23 protein-coding genes are annotated in these 21,007 nt (G+C 59.0%); 14 read left to right on the forward strand and 9 right to left on the reverse strand.

Annotation, left to right across the window (positions count from 1 at the left end; all coding sequences use genetic code 11):
* Position 1 precedes the first annotated feature (1 nt).
* Entirely contained in the window at positions 2 to 2,428 is a 2,427-nt protein-coding gene (gene lon / locus EY643_RS16015) for an endopeptidase La (protein WP_153240168.1), read from the reverse strand.
* A 143-nt stretch (positions 2,429 to 2,571) separates the two neighbouring features.
* On the opposite strand from lon, the gene EY643_RS16020 reads away from it, so the two are divergent.
* The gene (locus tag EY643_RS16020) at positions 2,572 to 3,846 is read left to right on the forward strand and encodes an aspartate aminotransferase type Ic (protein ID WP_420841627.1); all 1,275 of its coding nucleotides are present in this window, start codon (positions 2,572 to 2,574) and stop codon (positions 3,844 to 3,846) included.
* Between the two features lie 73 nt (positions 3,847 to 3,919).
* Here EY643_RS16020 and EY643_RS16025 read toward each other — a convergent pair whose 3' ends face one another.
* Positions 3,920 to 4,267: a DUF1820 family protein gene (locus EY643_RS16025; protein WP_153240169.1), complete on the reverse strand. Its 348-nt coding sequence runs from the start codon at positions 4,265 to 4,267 to the stop codon at positions 3,920 to 3,922.
* A 241-nt stretch (positions 4,268 to 4,508) separates the two neighbouring features.
* On the opposite strand from EY643_RS16025, the gene miaB reads away from it, so the two are divergent.
* From miaB to EY643_RS16090, 13 genes are all read left to right on the forward strand, one after another.
* Complete coding sequence (gene miaB / locus EY643_RS16030; protein ID WP_240732914.1) at positions 4,509 to 5,813, forward strand: tRNA (N6-isopentenyl adenosine(37)-C2)-methylthiotransferase MiaB; 1,305 nt, start codon at positions 4,509 to 4,511, stop codon at positions 5,811 to 5,813.
* Positions 5,814 to 5,879: 66 nt separating this feature from the next.
* A complete protein-coding gene (locus EY643_RS16035) occupies positions 5,880 to 6,917 on the forward strand; it encodes a PhoH family protein (RefSeq protein ID WP_240732737.1) in 1,038 nt (345 codons plus the stop codon).
* Entirely contained in the window at positions 6,914 to 7,393 is a 480-nt protein-coding gene (gene ybeY, locus EY643_RS16040; RefSeq protein WP_153240171.1) for an rRNA maturation RNase YbeY, read from the forward strand. The genes EY643_RS16035 and ybeY overlap by 4 nt, the downstream gene beginning before the upstream one ends.
* Positions 7,390 to 8,235, forward strand: coding sequence for an HlyC/CorC family transporter (locus EY643_RS16045; protein WP_153240172.1), 846 nt, complete (start codon positions 7,390 to 7,392; stop codon positions 8,233 to 8,235). Before ybeY ends, EY643_RS16045 begins: the two co-directional genes overlap by 4 nt.
* A 10-nt stretch (positions 8,236 to 8,245) precedes the next feature.
* Complete coding sequence (lnt, locus tag EY643_RS16050; protein ID WP_153240173.1) at positions 8,246 to 9,763, forward strand: apolipoprotein N-acyltransferase; 1,518 nt, start codon at positions 8,246 to 8,248, stop codon at positions 9,761 to 9,763.
* Between the two features lie 65 nt (positions 9,764 to 9,828).
* Positions 9,829 to 12,285 (forward strand): leucine--tRNA ligase, encoded by a 2,457-nt coding sequence (leuS, locus tag EY643_RS16055; RefSeq protein WP_153240174.1) that lies wholly within the window; start codon positions 9,829 to 9,831, stop codon positions 12,283 to 12,285.
* A gap of 19 nt (positions 12,286 to 12,304) precedes the next feature.
* Positions 12,305 to 12,829 carry an LPS-assembly lipoprotein LptE gene (locus EY643_RS16060; RefSeq protein ID WP_153240175.1) on the forward strand — a complete coding sequence of 175 codons (525 nt, stop codon included), beginning with the start codon at positions 12,305 to 12,307 and terminating at the stop codon, positions 12,827 to 12,829.
* 9 nt (positions 12,830 to 12,838) lie between these two features.
* The gene (holA, locus tag EY643_RS16065) at positions 12,839 to 13,849 is read left to right on the forward strand and encodes a DNA polymerase III subunit delta (RefSeq protein ID WP_153240176.1); all 1,011 of its coding nucleotides are present in this window, start codon (positions 12,839 to 12,841) and stop codon (positions 13,847 to 13,849) included.
* 165 nt (positions 13,850 to 14,014) lie between these two features.
* On the forward strand, positions 14,015 to 14,734 hold the full coding sequence (imuA, locus tag EY643_RS16070) for a translesion DNA synthesis-associated protein ImuA (protein WP_153240177.1): 720 nt from the start codon (positions 14,015 to 14,017) through the stop codon (positions 14,732 to 14,734).
* A 57-nt stretch (positions 14,735 to 14,791) separates the two neighbouring features.
* Positions 14,792 to 15,229, forward strand: a complete 438-nt coding sequence (locus EY643_RS16075) for an OsmC family protein (protein WP_153240178.1) — start codon at positions 14,792 to 14,794, stop codon at positions 15,227 to 15,229.
* A gap of 21 nt (positions 15,230 to 15,250) precedes the next feature.
* The gene (locus EY643_RS16080) at positions 15,251 to 15,463 is read left to right on the forward strand and encodes a DUF2788 domain-containing protein (RefSeq protein ID WP_153240179.1); all 213 of its coding nucleotides are present in this window, start codon (positions 15,251 to 15,253) and stop codon (positions 15,461 to 15,463) included.
* A gap of 101 nt (positions 15,464 to 15,564) precedes the next feature.
* Entirely contained in the window at positions 15,565 to 16,983 is a 1,419-nt protein-coding gene (locus EY643_RS16085; protein ID WP_153240180.1) for a Y-family DNA polymerase, read from the forward strand.
* A gap of 88 nt (positions 16,984 to 17,071) precedes the next feature.
* Positions 17,072 to 17,884, forward strand: a complete 813-nt coding sequence (locus EY643_RS16090) for a universal stress protein (RefSeq protein WP_153240181.1) — start codon at positions 17,072 to 17,074, stop codon at positions 17,882 to 17,884.
* Between the two features lie 25 nt (positions 17,885 to 17,909).
* Here EY643_RS16090 and EY643_RS16095 read toward each other — a convergent pair whose 3' ends face one another.
* From EY643_RS16095 to bla, 7 genes are read right to left on the reverse strand one after another with little or no spacing between them, the layout of a single operon-like run.
* On the reverse strand, positions 17,910 to 18,248 hold the full coding sequence (locus EY643_RS16095) for a zinc ribbon domain-containing protein YjdM (protein WP_153240182.1): 339 nt from the start codon (positions 18,246 to 18,248) through the stop codon (positions 17,910 to 17,912).
* 12 nt (positions 18,249 to 18,260) lie between these two features.
* Positions 18,261 to 18,692 carry a GNAT family acetyltransferase gene (locus EY643_RS16100; protein WP_153240183.1) on the reverse strand — a complete coding sequence of 144 codons (432 nt, stop codon included), beginning with the start codon at positions 18,690 to 18,692 and terminating at the stop codon, positions 18,261 to 18,263.
* A complete protein-coding gene (locus EY643_RS16105) occupies positions 18,689 to 19,009 on the reverse strand; it encodes a putative signal transducing protein (RefSeq protein WP_153240184.1) in 321 nt (106 codons plus the stop codon). The genes EY643_RS16100 and EY643_RS16105 overlap by 4 nt, the downstream gene beginning before the upstream one ends.
* Positions 18,987 to 19,286, reverse strand: coding sequence for an antibiotic biosynthesis monooxygenase family protein (locus tag EY643_RS16110; RefSeq protein WP_153240185.1), 300 nt, complete (start codon positions 19,284 to 19,286; stop codon positions 18,987 to 18,989). The genes EY643_RS16105 and EY643_RS16110 overlap by 23 nt, the downstream gene beginning before the upstream one ends.
* Positions 19,287 to 19,288: 2 nt before the next feature.
* On the reverse strand, positions 19,289 to 19,768 hold the full coding sequence (locus EY643_RS16115) for a cupin domain-containing protein (protein WP_170287428.1): 480 nt from the start codon (positions 19,766 to 19,768) through the stop codon (positions 19,289 to 19,291).
* 26 nt (positions 19,769 to 19,794) lie between these two features.
* Positions 19,795 to 20,232 carry a PaaI family thioesterase gene (locus EY643_RS16120; protein WP_153240187.1) on the reverse strand — a complete coding sequence of 146 codons (438 nt, stop codon included), beginning with the start codon at positions 20,230 to 20,232 and terminating at the stop codon, positions 19,795 to 19,797.
* Positions 20,225 to 20,926: a subclass B1 metallo-beta-lactamase gene (gene bla / locus EY643_RS16125; protein WP_153240188.1), complete on the reverse strand. Its 702-nt coding sequence runs from the start codon at positions 20,924 to 20,926 to the stop codon at positions 20,225 to 20,227. Before bla ends, EY643_RS16120 begins: the two co-directional genes overlap by 8 nt.
* Positions 20,927 to 21,007: the final 81 nt, after the last annotated feature.

The raw sequence follows: 21,007 nt of genomic DNA on the forward strand, positions 1-21,007 counted from the left end.
CTCAGTGCAGCGACTTGTCCTTGCGGTGCTCGTGAAACACAAACTCGAAGACCTCGCGGTAGTTGCGTGCGAAGTGCACGTTAATACCCTCCCGCAGGAAATCTGGCAGCTCCTCGAAGTCGCGCCGGTTCGCATGTGGCAGGATTAACTCCATGATCTTGCTGCGCCGGGCGGCAATCACTTTTTCGCGGATCCCTCCCACCGGCAGCACCTGCCCCGTCAAAGTCAGCTCCCCGGTCATCGCCAGCGGCCGCTTGATGCGCTCCTTGCGCGCCAGAGACACCAGGGCTGTGGCCATGGTGATACCGGCGCTGGGCCCATCCTTCGGGGTTGCCCCTTCCGGCACGTGCAGGTGAACCATCGACATATCAAAGAAGTCACGGTCGCAACCGTAATCCTTGAGATGGGCGATGACATAGCTATAGGCGATCTCGGCCGATTCACGCATCACCTCACCGAGGCGCCCGGTCAGCTTGAACCCCCGATTCAGGGTATGAATCTGCGATGACTCGATCGGCAGTGTCGCGCCCCCCATGGCTGTCCAGGCGAGGCCAGTGGCCACGCCCAGGCCTCGCACGGGCTTATCCGGCACGAAAGGCGGCTTGCCGAGCAGGTCGTCGATGTCTTTTTTACCGACTCGCAGCTTCGTCTCGTCGCCATCGAGCATCCGCACTATGGATTTACGCATAATGCGGGCCAGCTGCTTCTCAAGGCTACGCACCCCCGCCTCACGGCAGTAGGAATCGATCACATACTTGAGACCGGCGTCGTTGATTTTGAGCTGATCCGACTCCAGGCCGTGGCGCTTGAGCTGCTTTGGCCAGAGGTGGTTGCGGGCAATCGCCAGCTTCTCTTCGGCCACATAGCCCGAGAGCCGGGTCACCTCCATGCGGTCGAGCAGCGGCCCTGGAATGGTATCCAGCTGATTGGCCGTGCAGACAAACAGCACTTTGGAGAGATCCACGCGGAGGTCGAGATAGTGGTCGAGAAATTCACTGTTCTGCTCCGGGTCCAGAACCTCCAGCAGCGCTGAGGCCGGGTCCCCCTGATAGGAGGCACCTATCTTGTCGATTTCGTCGAGCATGATCACCGGATTGGAAACTTCGACCTCTTTCAGCGCCTGGACAAATTTTCCAGGCATCGCGCCGACATAGGTGCGCCGATGGCCCTTGATCTCAGCTTCATCGCGCATCCCGCCGAGGCTGAAGCGATAGAATTCGCGCCCGAGGGCATCTGCCACCGAGCGACCGATGCTGGTTTTACCCACGCCTGGCGGCCCCACCAACAGCAGAATTGAGCCGGAAATCTCACCCTTGAAGGACCCCACGGCCAGAAACTCGAGTATCCGCTCTTTTACATCCTCGAGCCCATCGTGGTGATCTGCGAGTACACCGCGTGCGTGCTTGATATCCAGATTGTCGTCAGAGTGCACACCCCAGGGCACGGAAGTCGCCCAGTCGAGGTAGTTCCGGGTGACGCCATACTCCGGTGAACCTGTCTCCAGTACCGACAGCTTCTGCATCTCATCGTCGATGCGTCGGGCCACGGCCTCCGGCAACTTGAGGCGGGAGATCCTCTCCTCAAACATCTCGGCGTCGGAGGTGCGATCGTCCTTGGAAATACCCAGTTCTTTCTGGATGATCTTCAACTGCTCGCGCAGGAAGAATTCCCGTTGCTGGTCACTGACCTTCTCGTTCACCTGACTGGTAATCTGGCCCTGGAGTTCTGCGACCTCGCGCTCTTTGCGCAGCAGGTTCAGCACTTTTTCCATGCGCGAGCGCAGTGGCAAGGTATCGAGTATTTCCTGCAGGTCCTCGCCCGACGCCGTGGTGAGCGCTGCGGAGAAGTCTGCCAGCAAGCTGGGCTGGGTGGGACTGAAATTAGACAGGTACCGCTTGAGCTCCTCGCTGTAAAGCGGGTTCAGCGGCAGCAGCTCCTTGATCTCCTTAATCAGGGCCATGGCATAGGCCTTGATCTCATCGGAGTCCTTGTCGCCCTGACTGCGGGGGTACTCCACTTGCACCATGTAAGGCGGTTTTTCACTCAACCAGCGCACAATGCGGAAGCGACGCATACCCTGGGCCATAAACTGGCCTGGCTGCTCGACACCCTTTGGCGGCTTGTGCAGGCGCACCACACAACCCATTTCCGGGAAGCGACGGAGGTCAATTTTGCCGTTTTCTCCCGGCGGCACATAAGATAAGCCGATCAGGCCCGTGCCAGACTTCGCCACCGCTTCCAGCGTACTCGCCCAATCCTGAGGATTAATACCCACGGGCTGCACCTGACCGGGAAAGAAGGGGCGGTTGGGGACCGGCATCAGGTATAGGGTATCCGGCAGCACATCGTCGGCAACAGCGGGAGTGCTGGCCGCGTTTTCAGGCTCGAGAATTTCTGCCTCTACCGCTTCTTCTTCGTGCTCGTTCATGCGTGTCCTCAGGGATATACAACTCCCTTGGATATGCGGCCGCAACCGCCAAATTCAAGCGTGAAAGGCTCGGCGACTGTTCCGTCGGACGCCTCACGGCTATACTCCCCGCCTCAAAGTCTAGACCACAGTAGGAAGGTCCCGTGCATATCGAGCAAATGTCTGCCGCTGAACTCAACAGCGAATTCGAAGCCCTTCAATCCCAATACCAGGCACTGGCCGAGCGCAATCTCGCGCTGGACCTCACCCGCGGCAAACCCGGCACCGAGCAGGTGGCACTATCGGATGCCCTGGACGGCATTCTCGAGGGCGACTACACCGCTGCCAATGGCACCGATGTGCGCAACTACGGCGGCATCGACGGCCTGGCCGAGGCCAAGGCCCTGTTCAGCACAGTACTGGGCACCCCTGACAACGAGATCGTGATCGGTGGCAACTCCTCCCTTACCCTGATGTACACCGTGGTCGACTTCGCCCTGAGCGTAGGCCTGCGCGGCCCCGAATCCGCGTGGGGCAACTCAGACGAGGTGAAGTTTCTGTGCCCCGTGCCCGGCTACGACCGCCACTTCGCCATCTGTGAGCACCTGGGCATCGAAATGATCCCTGTGCCCATGGATGAGAACGGCCCACTGATGGACGAAGTTGAAAAACGGGTGAGCGCCGACCCTGCCATCAAGGGCATCTGGTGCGTACCCCGCTTCTCCAATCCCACCGGCTGCGTCTACAGCGACGACACGATCGAGCGGCTGGCCAAACTGGGTAACATCGCCGGCGACGACTTCATCGTCATGTACGACAACGCCTACGCCGTGCACACTATCAACGCCGCCGCCCCTGCCCTGGCCAACTTGCGCGAATACTGCGTAAAACACGGCACCGAAAGCAGCGTATTCCAATTCGGTTCCACTTCAAAAGTCACCTTCGCCGGCGCCGGCGTCGCTTTCATGTCGAGCAGCGCGGCCAACCTGAGCGCCTTCAAAGAGCACCTCGGCTTCCAGAGCATCGGCCCGGACAAGGTCAACCAGCTGCGCCACGTAAAACTACTCCAATCTGCAGCAGGCATCGCCGCCCACATGGAGAAACACGCCGAACTGCTGCGCCCCCGCTTTGCGGCGGTGCTGGCAACGCTGGAAAGTGAACTTGGCGGCACAGGGATGGGAGAATGGCTTTCACCCGAAGGCGGCTACTTCATTTCCTTCAATACCCGCCCCGGGCTGGCCAGGGAAGTCGTGAAACTGGCAGCAGATATCGGCGTCGCCCTGACACCCGCCGGTGCCACTTATCCCTACGGCAACGATCCAGAGGATTCCAATATCCGATTGGCCCCCAGCTACCCTTCGCTGGAAGATGTGCAGGCGACAGCAGAAGCTTTCGTACTCTGCGTCAAACTAGCCAGTATCAGACAAGCATTGCGTTAATGACTCGAGATTTCGCTGGTAATGAGCCCACCGGGTGGTGGGCGACTGGGCGAGAAAAACCCAAATGGAGAGTCTATTCGTCTGAAGTCTGCGGCGGCGGAGAACCCGCAAATGGGAAGCTGGCCACATTACCGCCAGACTCGACCGGCTGAACATCCGAAATCTTGACCTCGCCTTCCTTGTCGACCTCGTCAATACGCAAGATCGCCTGCATAGGAATATAGCTGCGCGTCACCCCCGCGAACTCAGTCTTGAGCTTCTCTTCGGAAGGATCGACCACAATCTGCGAGCGCTCGCCAAAAACGAACTCTTCAACCTCGATAAAGCCCCACATATCACTCTGGTAAATCTGCCGGGCAAAGACCTCAAAGACCTGGTTGCCGTTCTGGAAGATGACTTTGTAGACGGATTGAGCTGGCATGGTTTCCTCGTGGGACGGCTGATTGGTCAATCCCTGAACAGCCGTGATTTTCAGGGGGCGGCAATATTACCACCATCTGCCACAATTACCACCCCGAAAGCCGCGCCAGCACTAGGTTTCACAGAAATCCCTCTGTATAATCCGCAGCCCTTTTCAAGATCGAACTTACCAGCGGCAATGAACCCGCGGGAAACGAGGATTTGTGAGCAAGAAACTGTACATCAAGACCCACGGCTGCCAGATGAACGAATACGACTCCGCTCGTATGCGCGACTTGCTCGAGGACAGTCATGACCTGGTGCAAACAGACAGCCCGGAAGAGGCCGACGTCCTGCTCCTAAACACCTGTTCTATAAGAGAAAAAGCCCAAGAGAAGGTATTCCATCAACTGGGCCGCTGGAAACACCTGAAGCAAAAGAATCCGGATCTCATTATCGGCGTGGGCGGCTGTGTCGCCAGCCAGGAAGGCGAGGAAATTGGCAAGCGTGCTCCCTATGTCGACCTGGTATTCGGCCCCCAGACCCTGCACCGCCTGCCCGACATGATGGAGCAGCGAGAGGCCAACAAGGGCCCTGGCGGCACGATTGTGGTCGATGTGAGCTTTCCCGAGATCGAGAAATTCGACCGTTTGCCGGAACCCAGGGTGGACGGCCCAACGGCCTTTGTCTCCATTATGGAAGGCTGCTCCAAGTACTGTACATTCTGCGTGGTGCCCTATACGCGGGGTGAAGAGGTCTCCCGCCCGCTCGACGACGTTATTGCCGAGGTAGCCCATCTGGCCGGTGAAGGCGTCCGCGAGGTCAACCTGCTCGGGCAGAATGTGAATGCCTACCGCGGCGATAGCCACGAGGGTGAGATCGTCGATTTCGCCGAACTGCTGCATTACGTGGCGAAAATTCCCGGTATCGAGCGAATCCGCTACACCACTTCTCACCCGGTCGAGTTTTCCGATGCGCTGATCGAGGCTTACGCTGACATCCCGCAGCTGGTCGACCACCTGCACCTGCCGGTACAAAGCGGCTCAGACAAGATTCTCAATGCCATGAAACGCGGCCACACCGCGCTGGAATACAAGTCCAAGATTCGCCGCCTGCGCAAGATCCGCCCCGACATCAGCATCTCTTCCGACTTTATTATCGGTTTCCCCGGTGAATCCGAGGCCGATTTTTCCGACACCATGAAATTGATCGAAGACATCGGCTTCGATATGTCTTTCAGCTTCATCTACAGCGCCCGCCCCGGCACGCCAGCTTCCGACCTGCCTGACGACACGCCGGAGGAACTGAAGAAGCAACGCCTGCAGATTTTGCAGAACCGAATCAACCAGCACGCCCAGGACATCAGCCGCCGCATGGTAGGCTCCACCCAGAAAATCCTGGTCACCGGCGTCTCGAAGAAAGATCCGGGCCAGTTGCAGGGGCGCACCGAGAACAACCGCGCCGTCAATTTCTCCTGTACCGACCACAGCCTCATCGGCCAGTTTGCCGATGTTGAAGTGATGGAAGCCTTACCCAACTCACTGCGCGGTGTACTCGCCGCGAGTTGACGGCGCGCCATTCCGGTATATCCTTTACCCTATCAATGACAGCCCGGTTGCGGGCCCACTACTAATTTGAATAGCGAAACCCCAGCGCCTGACCCGGCTCCCCAGCCGGCGACGCAACAAAGCCTTACCCTCGAACCCAATGACGCCCGTCATCTGGCCATGCTCTGCGGCCATCTGGACGGTCACCTGCGCCAGATTGAACAGCGCCTGGGTATCCAGATCAGCAATCGCGGCAACCAGTTTCAACTGGCAGGGCCGGCGGTCAACGTCGCCACCGGCAGAGAGCTGCTGGTGCACCTTTACGCAGAGTTGTGCCAGGGGGTGGGCCTGAGCCCGGAATCCCTGCACCTGCAGCTGCAGCAGGCGGGGCTGGAAAGCCTTGCCGAGGCCGCTGAGAACGGCTCTCCGGTTGAAACCATCCAGGTCATCCGCACCAAGCGCGCGTCAATCAAACCCCGCGGTAAAAACCAGCAGGGCTACGTGCGCACAATCAAACAGAGCGATATCAATTTTGGCATCGGTCCCGCGGGTACCGGCAAAACCTATCTGGCGGTGGCCTGCGCGGTTGAAGCCTTGCTCGAGGAGCGCGTACGCCGCATTCTGTTGGTGCGGCCAGCGGTGGAAGCGGGCGAAAAGCTCGGCTTCCTGCCCGGCGATCTGTCGCAGAAGATCGACCCCTACCTGCGCCCGCTATACGACGCGCTGTATGAGATGCTTGGCTTCGAAACCGTCAACAAGTACATCGAGCGCAATATTATTGAAGTTGCCCCACTCGCCTTCATGCGCGGCCGCACGCTCAACAATGCTTTCATCATCCTCGATGAGGCCCAGAACACAACGCGGGAACAAATGAAGATGTTCCTGACCCGGATCGGTTTCGGCTCTACGGCGGTGATTACCGGTGACGCCACCCAGATCGACCTGCCCCGCGGCGCTCAATCCGGCCTCACCCACGCCAGCAATATTCTCGACGGCGTGGAAGGCATCGGCTTCACCTACTTCGCCAACAAGGATGTCGTGCGCCACCCACTGGTACAGCGTATCGTGCAGGCCTACGACACCCACGAGAACACGGCAAAACCACTGGATTCCGGCAAGCTGTGAACCTTGAGATCGACATTCAGCGCGAGAGTGCTGACCCGGCCCCCGACGAGGATGACATACGGCGCTGGATCACAGCAGCCCTGGCCGAGCAGCGACAGGCAGATAGCGAGATCAGCGTGCGCCTTGTAGAGGAAGCCGAAATGACGGCTCTCAACCAGGCCTGGCGCGGCAAAACCGGATCCACCAACGTGCTGTCGTTTCCCAGCGACCTGCCACCCGAACTCGAGCTCCCACTGCTGGGCGACATCGTCGTCTGCGTGCAAGTCGTGGCGCGCGAAGCGAGGGAACAAAACAAGCCCCTCGATGCCCACTGGGCCCACATGTTTATCCACGGCACCCTGCACCTGTTGGGTTACGACCATATCGACGACGAGGAAGCCGAGGTCATGGAGGCCCTGGAAACAGAGATCCTCTCGACCCTTAATTATCCTTGCCCCTACCGGGGTGATCAGCTCGAGGAGCAAGTGAGCGCATGAGCACAGACCCATCAGGCCCCGACAACGGGGAGAAATCCTGGCTGGAAAAAATTGGTCAGCTGTTTTCAGCTGAACCGCGCACGCGCAAAGACCTGGAAGCCGTGATGGCGGTGGCCGCGGAGAACGAGGTCATCGACGAAGACGCTCGCAACATCATCGAGGGCGCCATGCAGGTCAGCGATATGCAGGCGCGTGACATCATGATTCCGCGCGCGCAGATGGTACTGATCAGGGCGGAATCCACGCTCGAGGAAATTCTGCCTCAGATTACCCGTTCCGCCCACTCGCGCTACCCCGTAGTCGGCGAGAGCTCTGACGATATTCTCGGCATCCTGCTGGCCAAAGACCTGCTGCCGCTGGTACTGAGCAAAGAACACAACGATTTCCGCCTGGAGCCGCTGTTGCGGCCCACAGTTGTCGTACCCGAGAGCAAGCGCCTCAATGTTCTGCTGCGGGAATTTCGTGAGAATCGCAACCACATGGCCATCGTGATCGATGAATACGGCGGTGTCGCCGGGTTGGTCACGATCGAGGATGTCCTCGAAGAAATCGTGGGCGAGATCGAGGATGAGACCGATGCAATGGCAGATCGCTTCATTCGCAAGATCAGTGACGACGACTACTTTATCAAGGCTCTCACCCCCATCGAAGATTTCAACGAACACTTCAAAACCAGTTTCAGCGACGAGGAATTCGACACCATCGGCGGCCTCGTCATCCAGGCGTTTGGCCACATGCCCACCCGCAATGAAGTGGCTGTGATCGACAACTTCGAATTTCAGGTAATCAACGCCGATCAACGCAAGGTTCACAGCCTGCGCATGCGGCCCGGCAAGAGCTGACCCCCGGACCATGCGCAGCGATCAGCCCGGCTTACACCCCCTGCTGGTTCTCCTGCTGAGCCCACTGGCGGGAGCCCTGGTGACCCTGTCATTGGCGCCCTACAACTTCTGGCCAGGCGGCATACTCAGCTGCGCCCTGTTCGCTTACTTACTCAGTACCTGCAACCCTCCTCGCGGGTTCTGGCGCGGATGGCTGTTCGGCCTGGGCCTGTTTGGCACTGGCGCATCGTGGGTCTACGTGAGCATCCACGAACACGGGAATGCCGGTGTACCGCTGGCAATTTTCCTGACAGGGCTGTTCTGTGCCGGCCTGGCTCTACTTCCCGCTGTCTTCGCCTGGCTCTATGTGCGCTTTGTGCGCCCCCTGCCCGGTGGCATGCTGGTGGGCTTCCCGATGCTGTGGGTGCTCTTTGAATGGCTGCGCAGCTGGTTCCTCACCGGCTTCCCCTGGCTGTTCCTCGGTTATGCCCACATCGATACGCCCATAGCGGGCTGGGCTCCGATTGTCGGCGTTTACGGCCTGTCCCTGATCTGCGCCCTGACCGGTACCTGCCTGTTCCTGGCCTGGCGCAGCCGCCAGGGTATTGCCCTGATGACCTACGCCGTGATCGTGGCCACCCTGTGGGCCGGCGGCGGGGTGCTCAAACCCATTCAGTGGGTCGCCCTGGCCAGCGAAAAACCGCTATCAGTGGCCATTTACCAGCCCAACATTCCCCAGGAACACAAATGGGAAAAAAGTTACTACCTACCCATCCTGCATCAGCTTCGCGGCGCCAGTATGCCGCTGATGGGCCACGACATCCTGGTGTGGCCCGAAGCTGCCATCCCCAACCTGTACGAGCGTGCCCGACCCTTCCTCGACCCGATCGCCGCGCGGGCGCGGGAAGCGGATACCACGCTGATCACCGGCATACCCAATCGCCCGGAGGGGGACGAGCGCTACTACAACAGCATTACTGCCCTGGGCCAGGGCAGAGGCGTATACCTCAAACAGCGCCTGGTGCCCTTCGGTGAATATGTCCCGCTGGAAAACTACCTGCGAGGCCTGATCGAATTCTTCAATCTGCCCATGTCGTTCCAGAGCCGCGGGCCGGCAGACCAGCCACCGCTGGAGGTCGGCACCTACCGCGTGGCACCCTCCATCTGCTACGAGGTCGTCTATCCCGACCTTGTCGCTGCCGGTGCCCGCGATGCCGACCTGCTCATCACCATCAGCAACGACAGTTGGTTTGGCGACTCTATCGGCCCCCTGCAACACCTGCAGATGGCGCAGATGCGCGCCCTGGAGAACGGGCGCTATATGATCCGCGGCACCAATAACGGAGTGTCGGCACTGATTGACCACCGCGGGCAGGTGATCAAACAGTCCGAGCAGTTTGTTGAAGCGGTATTGACGGGGGAAGTCCAGCCCATGTTGGGCAAGACGCCATTTGGCAGCTTCGGGTCCTTCCCTGTCATCATCATCTGCGCCATGGGTCTGCTGCTGATGTGGCTCATGTATCTGAGTTTCTGGCGGGAGTCGGAATAGCGTCCGATTACTGGTAGACTTCGCCCTCTTTTTTTCACTGAAATTACACGAGCACAGCGACCGCAATGGAGCAGCAATACAAGCCCGACATCCTGGAGCGTGATGCCCAGGCCCACTGGTTGGCAAACAGCAGTTTTGCCGTGGCACAGGACGACGATCGCGAGAAGTTCTACTGCCTCGCCATGTTCCCCTACCCCAGTGGCAAGCTACACATGGGCCACGTGCGCAATTACACGATTGCCGACGTTATCGCCCGCTACCAGCGCATGCAGGGCAAGAACGTGCTGCAGCCCATGGGCTGGGATGCATTCGGCCTGCCGGCGGAAAACGCGGCGATCAAGAACAACGTGCCCCCCGCTGCCTGGACCAAACAAAATATCGAGTACATGCGCGAACAGCTGCGCCAGCTCGGTTTTGCCTATGACTGGGACCGAGAGCTCGCCACCTGTGACCCGGACTACTACCGCTGGGAGCAGTGGTTCTTCACCCGCCTGTTTGAGAAAGGCCTGGCCTACAAGAAGAAGGCCGAGGTGAACTGGTGTGAAACCGACCAGACCGTGCTCGCCAACGAACAGGTTGTCGACGGCTGCTGCTGGCGCTGCGACAACCCGGTGGAGCGCCGTGAGATTGACCAGTGGTTTATCAAGATCACCGATTACGCCCAGCAACTGCTCGACGACCTGGACGGCCTGGACCAATGGCCGGAACAGGTTCGCACCATGCAGCGCAACTGGATCGGCCGCTCGGAAGGCGTCGAGCTGGACTTCGACTTCAACGGCAAGCCACTCTCCGTCTATACGACTCGCCCTGACACCCTGATGGGCGCCACCTATATGGCCGTTGCACCGCAACACCCGGTGGCCAAACAGGCGGCTGAAAACAATCCGGCACTGGCAAAATTCATCGAATCCCAGGCCAACGTCAAAGTGGCCGAGGCCGACATGGCCACCATGGAAAAACTGGGCATGGATACCGGGCTTACCGCCACCCATCCGCTCACTGGCGCGCCGGTACCCATCTGGGTCGCCAACTTTGTACTGATGAGTTACGGCTCAGGTGCGGTCATGTCTGTTCCCGCCCACGATGAGCGCGACCACGCATTCGCTACCAAGTACGGCCTTCCCATTGTGCAGGTGGTGAGCAAAGAAGGTGCTGACTACGATGCCGGCACCTGGCAGGACTGGTATTCGGAAAAGAGCAAAGACACTCGCACTGTGAATTCCGGCGAGTTCGATGGCCTCGACTTCGACGAGGCCTTTAAAGCAATTGCCGACAAACTGGCCGCTCAGAACCAGGGCCAACGCAAGGTGAACTTCCGCCTGCGCGACTGGGGCGTTTCCCGCCAGCGTTACTGGGGCGCACCCATCCCCATTATCAACTGCGACGACTGCGGCGCGGTACCTGTGCCAGCAGAAGACCTGCCCGTGGTGCTGCCCACTGAGGTCGCTTTCGAGGGCATCGGTTCACCGTTAAAGCAAATGCCCGAGTTCTATGAGACCAACTGCCCCAAATGTGGCGGCGCTGCAACGCGCGAAACCGATACCTTCGACACCTTCATGGAATCGTCCTGGTACTACGCTCGCTATGGCTGCGCCAATAATGACCAGGCTATGCTGGATGGCGAGGCCGACTACTGGGCCCCGGTAGACCAGTATGTAGGCGGTATTGAACACGCGATCCTGCACCTGCTCTACTCGCGCTTTTACCACAAGTTGCTGCGCGACGAGGGCCTGGTCACCTCCGACGAGCCGTTTATCCGCCTGCTTACCCAGGGCATGGTGCTGAAAGACGGCGCCAAGATGTCCAAATCGAAAGGCAACACCGTCGACCCACAATCACTGATCGACCGCTACGGCGCCGACACCGTCCGTCTGTTCTCCATGTTCGCTGCGCCTCCGGAACAGTCCCTGGAGTGGGCCGATTCCGGTGTAGAAGGCGCCAATCGTTTCCTCAAGCGTCTGTGGAAACTGGTGAACGGCCATATAGAGGCAGGCCCTGCACCCGCGCTCGATGTAAGCGCCTTGAACGAACAGCAGAAGAATACCCGCCGCAAAGCCCACGAGACGATTGCCAAAGTCAGCGACGATTTCGGTCGCCGCCAGACCTTCAACACCGCCATCGCCGCGGTGATGGAGTTGTGCAACGAACTGGGCAAACTGGGTGATGAAGACCAGAGCCGCGCCGTACTCGATGAGGCCCTGCGCGCTATCGTGCTGATGCTAAACCCGATCACCCCGCATATTTGTCATCAACTCTGGCCCGCTCTTGGCGGCACCGGCGATGTGCTCAACGCGCTCTGGCCCACCGTCGATGAGGCCGCCCTCACCCGCGACAGCATTGAGATGGTGGTACAGGTGAACGGCAAGGTGCGCGCCAAGATGGAATTGCCGGCCGACGCCGACAAAGCCGCTGCCGAGGCCGCCGCCCTTGCCCAGGACAATGTCCAGCGGTTCCTCGATGGGGTCACAGTACGCAAGGTGATTGTAGTGCCGGGTAAATTGGTTAATATTGTTGCCAACTGATATCTCACCGGTAATGACTATGCAGCGGCGCCTTGCCTCCACTCTCATCGTCCTGTGCGCTGCGGCGCTGCTGGCCGGATGCGGCTTCCAGCTGCGCGGCGCCGGTGGCACCAGCGTGCCCGAGGAGTGGCGCTCACTATTTCTGGTCACCAGCAACCCCAACAGCGAATTCAGCCGCGAGGTAAAGCTGCGCTTTGCCAACGCTGGTATCCAGTGGGCCGAAGCCCGCGATGAGGCCAACTTCCTGATGGTGCTTGGCCCCGAGCGGTTCAGTCAGCGCAACCTGTCTCTGGACGCAGATACTCGTGCCGCAGAGTTCGAGCTCACCATGCGCTCCACGTTTTCACTGAACAGCGTCAACGGCCAGAGCGTGATGCCCGACACCACGGCTACAGTGATCAAACAAATGGAGAACGACCCCCAGAACGTGGTGGGCAAGGCCGAAGAAGTCCGCATTCTCAAAGCCGAGATGCGCAGTGAACTGTCGCAGCAAATTTTGCGCCGCATCGCTTTCTTCGCCGCCAGCCAGGCGCCTGAGGCTTAACTTCTCTCGATGCGCCTCTACCCCGAGAAACTCGCCGGCCATCTCAAGCAACAACTTCTTCCTGTTTATCTGATCAGCGGCGACGAGACCTTACTGGTGCAGGAGTGCTGTGACATGGTGCGCAGGGCCGCACGCGACGCCGGTTGCGCCGACCGCGAGATCATCGACGTCGTGCCGCGCTTCAACTGGGATGAGATTCTGCACAGCGCTTCCAGCATGTCCCTCTTTGCTGAACGCAAACTGGTGGAGATCCGCTTGCCCAGCGGCAAGCCCGGCGCCGACGGCAGCAAGGCCCTGTGTGAATACCTGGAAATGGCCGCAGACAGCGAGGATATTCTGCTCATTGTCTCCGGCAAGATCGACAAGCAATCGACTAATAGCAAGTGGTACAAAGCCCTCGACAAGGCCGGTGCCACGCTGCAGATCTGGCCGGTAGAGGCCCGCGACCTGCCACGCTGGCTGCAACAACGCTTCAGCGGTGCCGGCATGACCATCGACAACGACGCCCTGCAGCTCCTCTGTGACCGGGTCGAAGGCAACCTGCTGGCCGCCGTACAGGAAGTGGAAAAACTCAAGCTTCTGGCCGCCGACGGCCACATCAGCGCTGAGACCATCACCGCGTCAGTGTCCAACAACGCCCGCTACAACTTGTTTGACATGACCGACCACGCGCTCAGGGGCAACGCCAGTGACAGCCTCAAAATGCTCCACGGCCTGCGCAGTGAAGGCACTGAGCCCGCCGTGGCCCTATGGGCCTTGCTGCGGGAAATACGCACCCTGTATCAAGCTCGCCAGCAGGTGGACGCAGGACAGTCGCCGCAGCAGGTACTGAGCGGGCTGCGCGTGTGGAAGAACCGCATGTCGCTCATGCAGGGGGCACTATCTCGCCACAGCAGTGTCTCCCTCACCTCGCTGCTGGAGCAGGCCTCCACTGTCGACGGTTCGATCAAGGGTTTTGCCAGCGGCAAACCCTGGGACAATCTGGAAAACCTCGTCCTGCGGCTGGCCATTAAGCCCTGAGACCCACCTGTCGTTTTTTACGACACACTCTCTTTTTGCCAACTAATTCCCCTGCCCAGGGCCTTGCATTCTGCCTGCAGCACAACTACTGTGAATACATACAGTGTATAAACATACAGTAGATTAGCGAATACAGCAGACAGCAAAGAGAAAGAGAGGCCCAATATGAACCAGGCACTGCAGCAAGTTATCAATCGCAACGACACCTGGCGCGGCAATTATGCCGCCCTTTCCGCCAATGGCGACCGCCATCTGGACGTAGAAGCCCTGAGCACCGGCTACAACACCCTGAATAGCGAATTGCGTGGCGGCGGCTGGCCTCTGGGCAACACCGTGGAAGTCCTGAGTGACGGCTGCGGTCTGGGCTCCATGGGCCTGTTCCTGCCGGCGATGGAAAAACTCAGTGCCGAGGGCCGCTGGCAGGTATTCATCGCCCCTCCGTTCACTCCTTACGCTCCCCTGCTCAAGGCCCGCGGCATCGACACCGACCAGATCTTGCTGGTACATCCAAAGAGCCGCGAAGACCTGCTCTGGGCAACCGAGCAGGCTCTGCGAAGCAGTACCAGCAGCGCCGTATTCAGCTGGCTGGGGGCTCACGAGTATAGCTACGGTGAGCTGCGCAAGTTGCAACTGGCAGCCGCCGACAGCGACAGCATGGCAGTATTGTTCCGCCCCCACAGTGCAGCGCGTAACCACGCCCCCGCCGGCCTGCGCCTGCAGATGCGTGAGTACCGCAAGGTGCACATCCTCAAACAGCGCGGCGGCAATCAGTATATTGATGTGGCCCTGCCTCCGGCGGAAGATATTCCTGAGCAACCCCAGTTGTGGGAAGTGCCCGTGTGGCAGGACAGCCCGCAACAACAGCCGGCCTTCTCCTTCGCCTGAACCTGATTTCACTCTGCTACAATCCTGCTCAACCAACCCATAGCAGGAGTAAACACCGTGCAGGATTTCCCCCACCACTACCAGGTCAGCGCTGCGGCAGAAGCAGACGGTAATATCGCCATCGACAGCGGCAATATGCCGCAACTGGTATCCGCTCCGCCGGCTGAATTTGGCGGACCCGGTGACCAGTGGTCGCCAGAGCACCTGCTGGTGGCCTCGGTAGCGGACTGTTTCATCCTCACCTTCCGCGCCATCGCCCGCGCTTCAAAGCTGGAATGGAACACGCTGGAAGCCAACGCCGATGGTGTTCTGGACCGGGTCGAGCGGATCACCAAGTTCACCGCCATTAACATAAACGCGACCCTCACCGTCCCCGCCGGGACCGATGAAGCCAAAGCCCTCAGGCTGCTGCAGAAAGCCGAGGACGCCTGTCTGATCACCAATTCAATGAGCGCTGAAACCCACCTGGAAGCTGCTATAATCGCCGCCCCCTGAACGTCGCCCCAGGAGTAGGTTGTGGACGAGTGGCTGACAGAATACGGCGTCACCCTTGGGGTCGGCGCCCTTATCCTGTTTATGATTTTCATCGTGTGGGACCTGGCCAAGCGCAGCAACGCCGGTAGGTTTGGCACGATCATCCTCTATATTGGCCTGGCCATGGGTATCTTTGGCTTTGTGATCAAGTTTGTTATCACCTACCTCCTGGAAAACGCCGGAGCCGCAGGCTAGGCACTCACCTGCTCGCCTGGGCGACAGGTACCTGCACCTGACGTGGACAAAATCCACCTCCTGATAAATACTGTATATATGTACAGCACTTATCGAATTCAATGACCCTGTGGCTATGCCTGCGCTTCCACCTGCTACCCCTCAAGTGCCTCGAACGCACCGAGGAGCGAGCCGTCGTGGTGCTGGAAAAGCAACGCGTACTGCGGGTCAACGACTGCGCTGCAGCGGCCGGCGTCCGCGAGGGCATGAAGCCCGCCACTGTACGCGCCCTGCTCGGCGAGGAGCCACTGCAGTTACTGGAACGCGACACTGCTGCGGAAGAGCGCTGCCTGCAACAGTTGTGCTGCTGGGCTTACAGTATTTCACCCAGCCTGCACAGTTGGCAAAGCGACTGCCTGCAACTGGAAATCGGTAGCTGCCTCGCCCTGTACCGTGGCCTGCCCCCCTTGCTGGACGAGGTCCGCAGCGGCCTGGCAGCTCGCGGCTTCAACGCCTGCTTCGCTCTGGGCCCCACCCCCAAGGCAGCCTGGCTTTTATCCTTCGCGGAAGACGAACAGGCACTGGCCATCGAGCAACCCCTGGAGCTGCGCCTGGCCGCCCTGCCCCTCACGCTGCTGCAGGCGCACACCGGCCCGGTGGACTCTCTGCGCCGGGCAGGCCTGCACACCCTCGGCGACATTCTGGCCTTGCCCCAGGCCGCCATAGGCCGGCGCTGCGGCAAAACATTCATCCACTTCCTGCGACAAGTATTGGGCCAACAGGAGGACATCCATCCGGATTACCAGCCCCCCTCGAACTTCAGTGACGAGTACTGGTTTGGCTACGAGGTGAAAGCCAACGATGAATTGCAGCCCGCCATCCAGTTGTTACTGCAATCCCTGTGCAAATTCCTGCGCAACACCCAGTTGCAGACGGCGGAGATTGTCTGGCAGCTGATCGGTATCGATCACTCCCTGCGCAAAATGCGGGTGCGCAGCACCAGTAGCCACAGCGATTGGCAGAGCTGGTTCAGTCTCACCCGCATCCACCTGGACCGGCTCGAATTGGCAACCGGGGTTGAAGGCATCGCCCTTGAGTGTGTTGAGCTGCGCGGAGGCCAGTTGGAGAACATCGACCTGTTCAACCCACGCAAGCAAAAGGAACCCCTGGCCAGCCTGCTGGATCGGCTGCGCAGCCGGCTGGGCCTGCAAGCGGTGGAACAGGTAGGCTGCCGCGACGAGCACCTTCCAGAGCACGCCCTGCATACTTGCAGTGAACGGCCTGCCGGAGGCAGTGCGAACAGCTTGCAACGCCCGTTCTGGCTGATGGCGCAGCCACAACAGCTATCATGCCGCCGCAATCATCTGCATTGGCAAGGGGAGTTGGACCTTGTCTACGGCCCCGAACGCATTGAAGACAACTGGTGGCAGCAACCGGTGAGCCGCGATTATTACATTGCCCGGGGCGACCAGGGCCAGCACTACTGGGTGTTTCGCGATCGGCTGGAACAGGCCTGGTATATGCACGGCATTTTCGCCTGAGCGGCCCAAGCCACGACAAATTTAGAGTGCCAATTCTAATAGTTTGCGAGAAAATGGCCCCATATCAGTGCAAAAGAGCAGCAGCACAATGGAATTGAACAGGTTTCTTGTCGTATACGACCCCACCAGGGAAGAGCAACCGGCTCTGGTGCGCGCTGCGGCGATCGCCGGTGAGATCGGTGCCAGCCTGCACTTGTTTGCCTGTATCCACGGCAACATCGCGGGGGCCGACCGCGAGTCCGAAGAAGTGAAGCGCCAACTGGCCGAGCAACAGGCTGTACTCGAGCAAAGCATGGCCCCCATCGCTGCTGCCGGTATAGACACGAGTTGTGAAGTTGAATGGGACAAGGACTGGCATCACGCCGCTGTGCGTGCGGCCTCCCGCAATCGCGCCGACATGGTGTTCAAATCATCCTTTAAACACTCCACCAGCCAGCGCATGCTGACTTCGACTTCAGACTGGACCCTGATTCGCGAATGCCTTTGCCCGGTCCTCTTGATCAAGGATATCGACCGCCCCCCGGTGCCGCGCATTCTTGCGGGCATTGATATCAGCGCCCGCACCGAGAACTACGAAAAGCTCAACGAACATATCCTCGAATTCAGCCGCCAGTTGCTGGAGAGCGAGATGGCCGAAGTACACGTGGTTAACGCTTTCCCGGATTTTCGAGTAAAACCCGATCGTCAAAAATTGATGGAAGTGGCCGGTGTCGACAGCGAGCACGTGCACATCAAACTTGGAGAGCCGGACAAGGTTATCGTGGATGTAGCGAAAAAACTGGATGCCAGCTTGGTGATCGTGGGGAACTCCCACCGCTCCGGCATCGCTGCGTTGATGCATGGCAACACCGCCGAGAAGATCCTCGACAAGCTGGATTGCAACGTACTGGCGATGCCCTAAAGGGTCGGCCTGGCTCGCCAGACACTCACGCTTTTTTCACAAACTGCGATTTGAGTTTCATCGGGCCAATACCATCGATCTTGCAGTCGATATCGTGATCGCCTTCCACCAAGCGAATGTTTTTCACCTTGGTGCCCACTTTCACGACCAGGGATGAACCCTTCACCTTGAGATCCTTGATGACGGTCACTGTATCGCCGTCGATCAGTGGATTGCCATTAGCGTCCTTGATCGCAGGCTCTTCACTCTCCTCTGCCTGTGCAGCCTGGGGCCACTCGTGGCCACACTCGGGGCAGACGTACTGATCCCTGTCTTCATAGGTGTAACCAGATCCGCACTCCGGACAGGGCGGTAAATCACTCATTGGCTTACTCCGTTATTCTGCTGGCGGCTTGTCGGGAATCAATCGTTTGCCCAGGCTGACCACTTCATCTTCGCCGTAACCCATGGCCCGATAGAACGCCAAAACCACTTCATTACTGCGCCGGACCTGTAGGTTCAGTTTGGGGCAGCCACGTTCCAGCAGTAGCCCCTCGATTCGACGCATCAGCACGACACCGAAACCCTTCCGCCGATGCTCATTGCTGACGGCAAGGTAATTCACCCAGCCGCGATGGCCCTCGTAACCGCCCATGACGGAAGCGATAATCTCACCGTCTACCTCGCCCACCAGAAACAGCTCACGGCCGACCTCAAGCTTGCGCGCGATATCCCGATGCGGATTATTCTGGGGCGCGAGCAAACCACAATCGCGCCAAAGGTCGATCACGGCGGATTCGTCCGCTTCACTAAATTGCCTGATATTCATGTCAGTAGTATACCGCCTGGGTCTGACTGACACTGCCAGCAGAACTCGAAAGCCTGATCATTTTCCTCGCCGCAGCGTTTACAGCGCCACGGAGCGGCGCCTGCGGGACTCAACGCCTGCTGAACGATCTGCTCGGCCCTTGGGAAATCCCGTTCTTTCACCACCCAGAGCTCAGGCCAGGTATCGAAAACCGGTATCTCACCCACGGCACTTGAGACATGCTCATTGCGCAGGACCACTTCAATACCCTGGGCCTCCAGCAAGTTGCGGATATTGCCCACGTAGAACCGATTTTCACTGGTGTAGACTTTTTTCATACCTGCGGGTCACCTTCACAACTTCCACCGAATAGGCACTGTACCAACGCTCCGCACCAAGCTGCTGCGCCTGCTTGTGTGCAGGGTCCCGCCTCCAGGCGAGGATATCTTCTTCACTGTTCCAATAGGAGATAGCCACCTCGCTATCGCCCTCAGTCCAGGCCGCGAATTCAACACAGCCAAACTCCGCCATAGCACGCTGGCGCATCGCTTCAGCTGTTGCCGCGTATTCCTCATCCAGCTGCTTAATCCTTGCGCGAAAAATGACGGCAAACACGGTTACTCACCCTCGTAGTAGTCAACCTGGCTGCTCTCGTGGGCAATAAAGGCCTTCCAGCTGCCATCGGGTTGTTGAGCGTAGGCAGCGTACTTGCCAGAATCAGGGTAATAGCACATGGCAGGGTCGGCATGTGTACTCATTGCCAGGTAGCGCAAAGGGGCACTGGAGTTGTTAATGATCTGATGCGCAGTTCCTTCGCCAGGGGGAGTGAACAGTACATCCCCGGGTCCGATACTGTGCTCGCCATCGCCATAGCGCATTAAGCCAGTGCCCTCTATCACGACAAAGAGCTCCTCCTCACCGTAGTGCAGATGGAACGGCCAACCTTTTTCGCCCGGGGCAAGCTCAACAATGCTGCACCCCATGCGCTCCATCCCGAGCAAGTCACCAAACCGCGCAGCGGAGGCCGAGAAGCCCTCGCCATTGCCGACCCGCCGCAACTCGATGTTGTTAAAGTTTGATCTGGGTAAGTCGCTCACTGTCATTCTCCTGGCTTTGATCTCGCTCAGCTGGCATAACCCGCCGCATCGACAAGTTTCACTTTACTGCGCACAAAAATACCGTTGCCGCGGCCAATTTCCCGCTCCTCTGAATCATAGACCACTGCCTCGGCGATGAACTGACTGCGGTTGAAGTTAACCACCTTACCTACCGCCCGCATCCTGCCATCGGCCACAGGTCGGGTGATATAGGTAGTGAATGAGGTCGTAAGCACAAAGACCTCGGGCTCCAGCGAATTGGCGGCGAAAAAGGCCGCGTCATCAAGCATCTTGAAATAAACTGAACCATGCACGCCACCACCGGAGTGGTGATGCTGCGGACCAGCTTCGATTTCAATCACGGCCTCGCCTTCAATCACGGTCATGATCGGCTTGTAAAACGAATTGATAGGTGCCGCTGCATACATGCATTCCAGTGCACGATAGTGCTCTGCGCTACTCATTTGGATTGTCGCTCCCTATTTCTATTGCCAGATCGGCAGTGTGAGTGAGCAGTTCGAGCCCGCCCGGTGCACCGTGGCCAGGCAGGACTGTCACAGCTTCGTGAAATTTCTCCTGCACCCGTAGGGCGGACCCGGCCCAGGCAGCAATGTCTGCATCCGCTGTATTGCCCATACTCCGGGCATCTGCAGCGCGAACGAGGCAACCCCCGACAAGAATCTTTTCCCGCGGCAACCACACAACAATGTTGTCTGCGGTGTGCCCACCTCCCGGATACCAGGCGTAGATCTCATCTTGCAGCAACCACACACCCTCACCGTCGAAAGTGTGAGCGGCAGTGGCACTACCCCCTGCCTGCAAAAATTCATTGGTCATCGCGAAGGCCCAGGTGGGAATATCGCGTTCGTTCAGCGTGGCAATACCGGAGGCACGATCCTCGTGATAATGCGTGGAGATACTCGCTTGCAGTTCCCAGCCCTGGGCCTCGACCCAGCGCAGCAGCTCGCCTGTGTCAGGAACGAGCCAGGGCGTGTCGATAAGATATGCCTGCTGATCGCGAACCACGACCAGGCCATTGGACGGATAGAAACCGATATTCGGCAGTGCCGCATAGGATGTATGGAGATACACACCCGACGCGAGTTTGCGAATCTCCATCTCCCCATCATCTGGCCCTGCTTCGGTTGCGATTGCCATACAAAGCAAAAAAAGGCCGACCAGACCGCGTCTTACATCAGCGCCTGCGTTGCTGCGATTCCAGCCTTGCACTCGGCTATT

The sequence above is a fragment of the Halioglobus maricola genome (genome assembly GCF_009388985.1).
GTDB classification, from domain to species: Bacteria; Pseudomonadota; Gammaproteobacteria; order Pseudomonadales; family Halieaceae; genus Halioglobus; species Halioglobus maricola.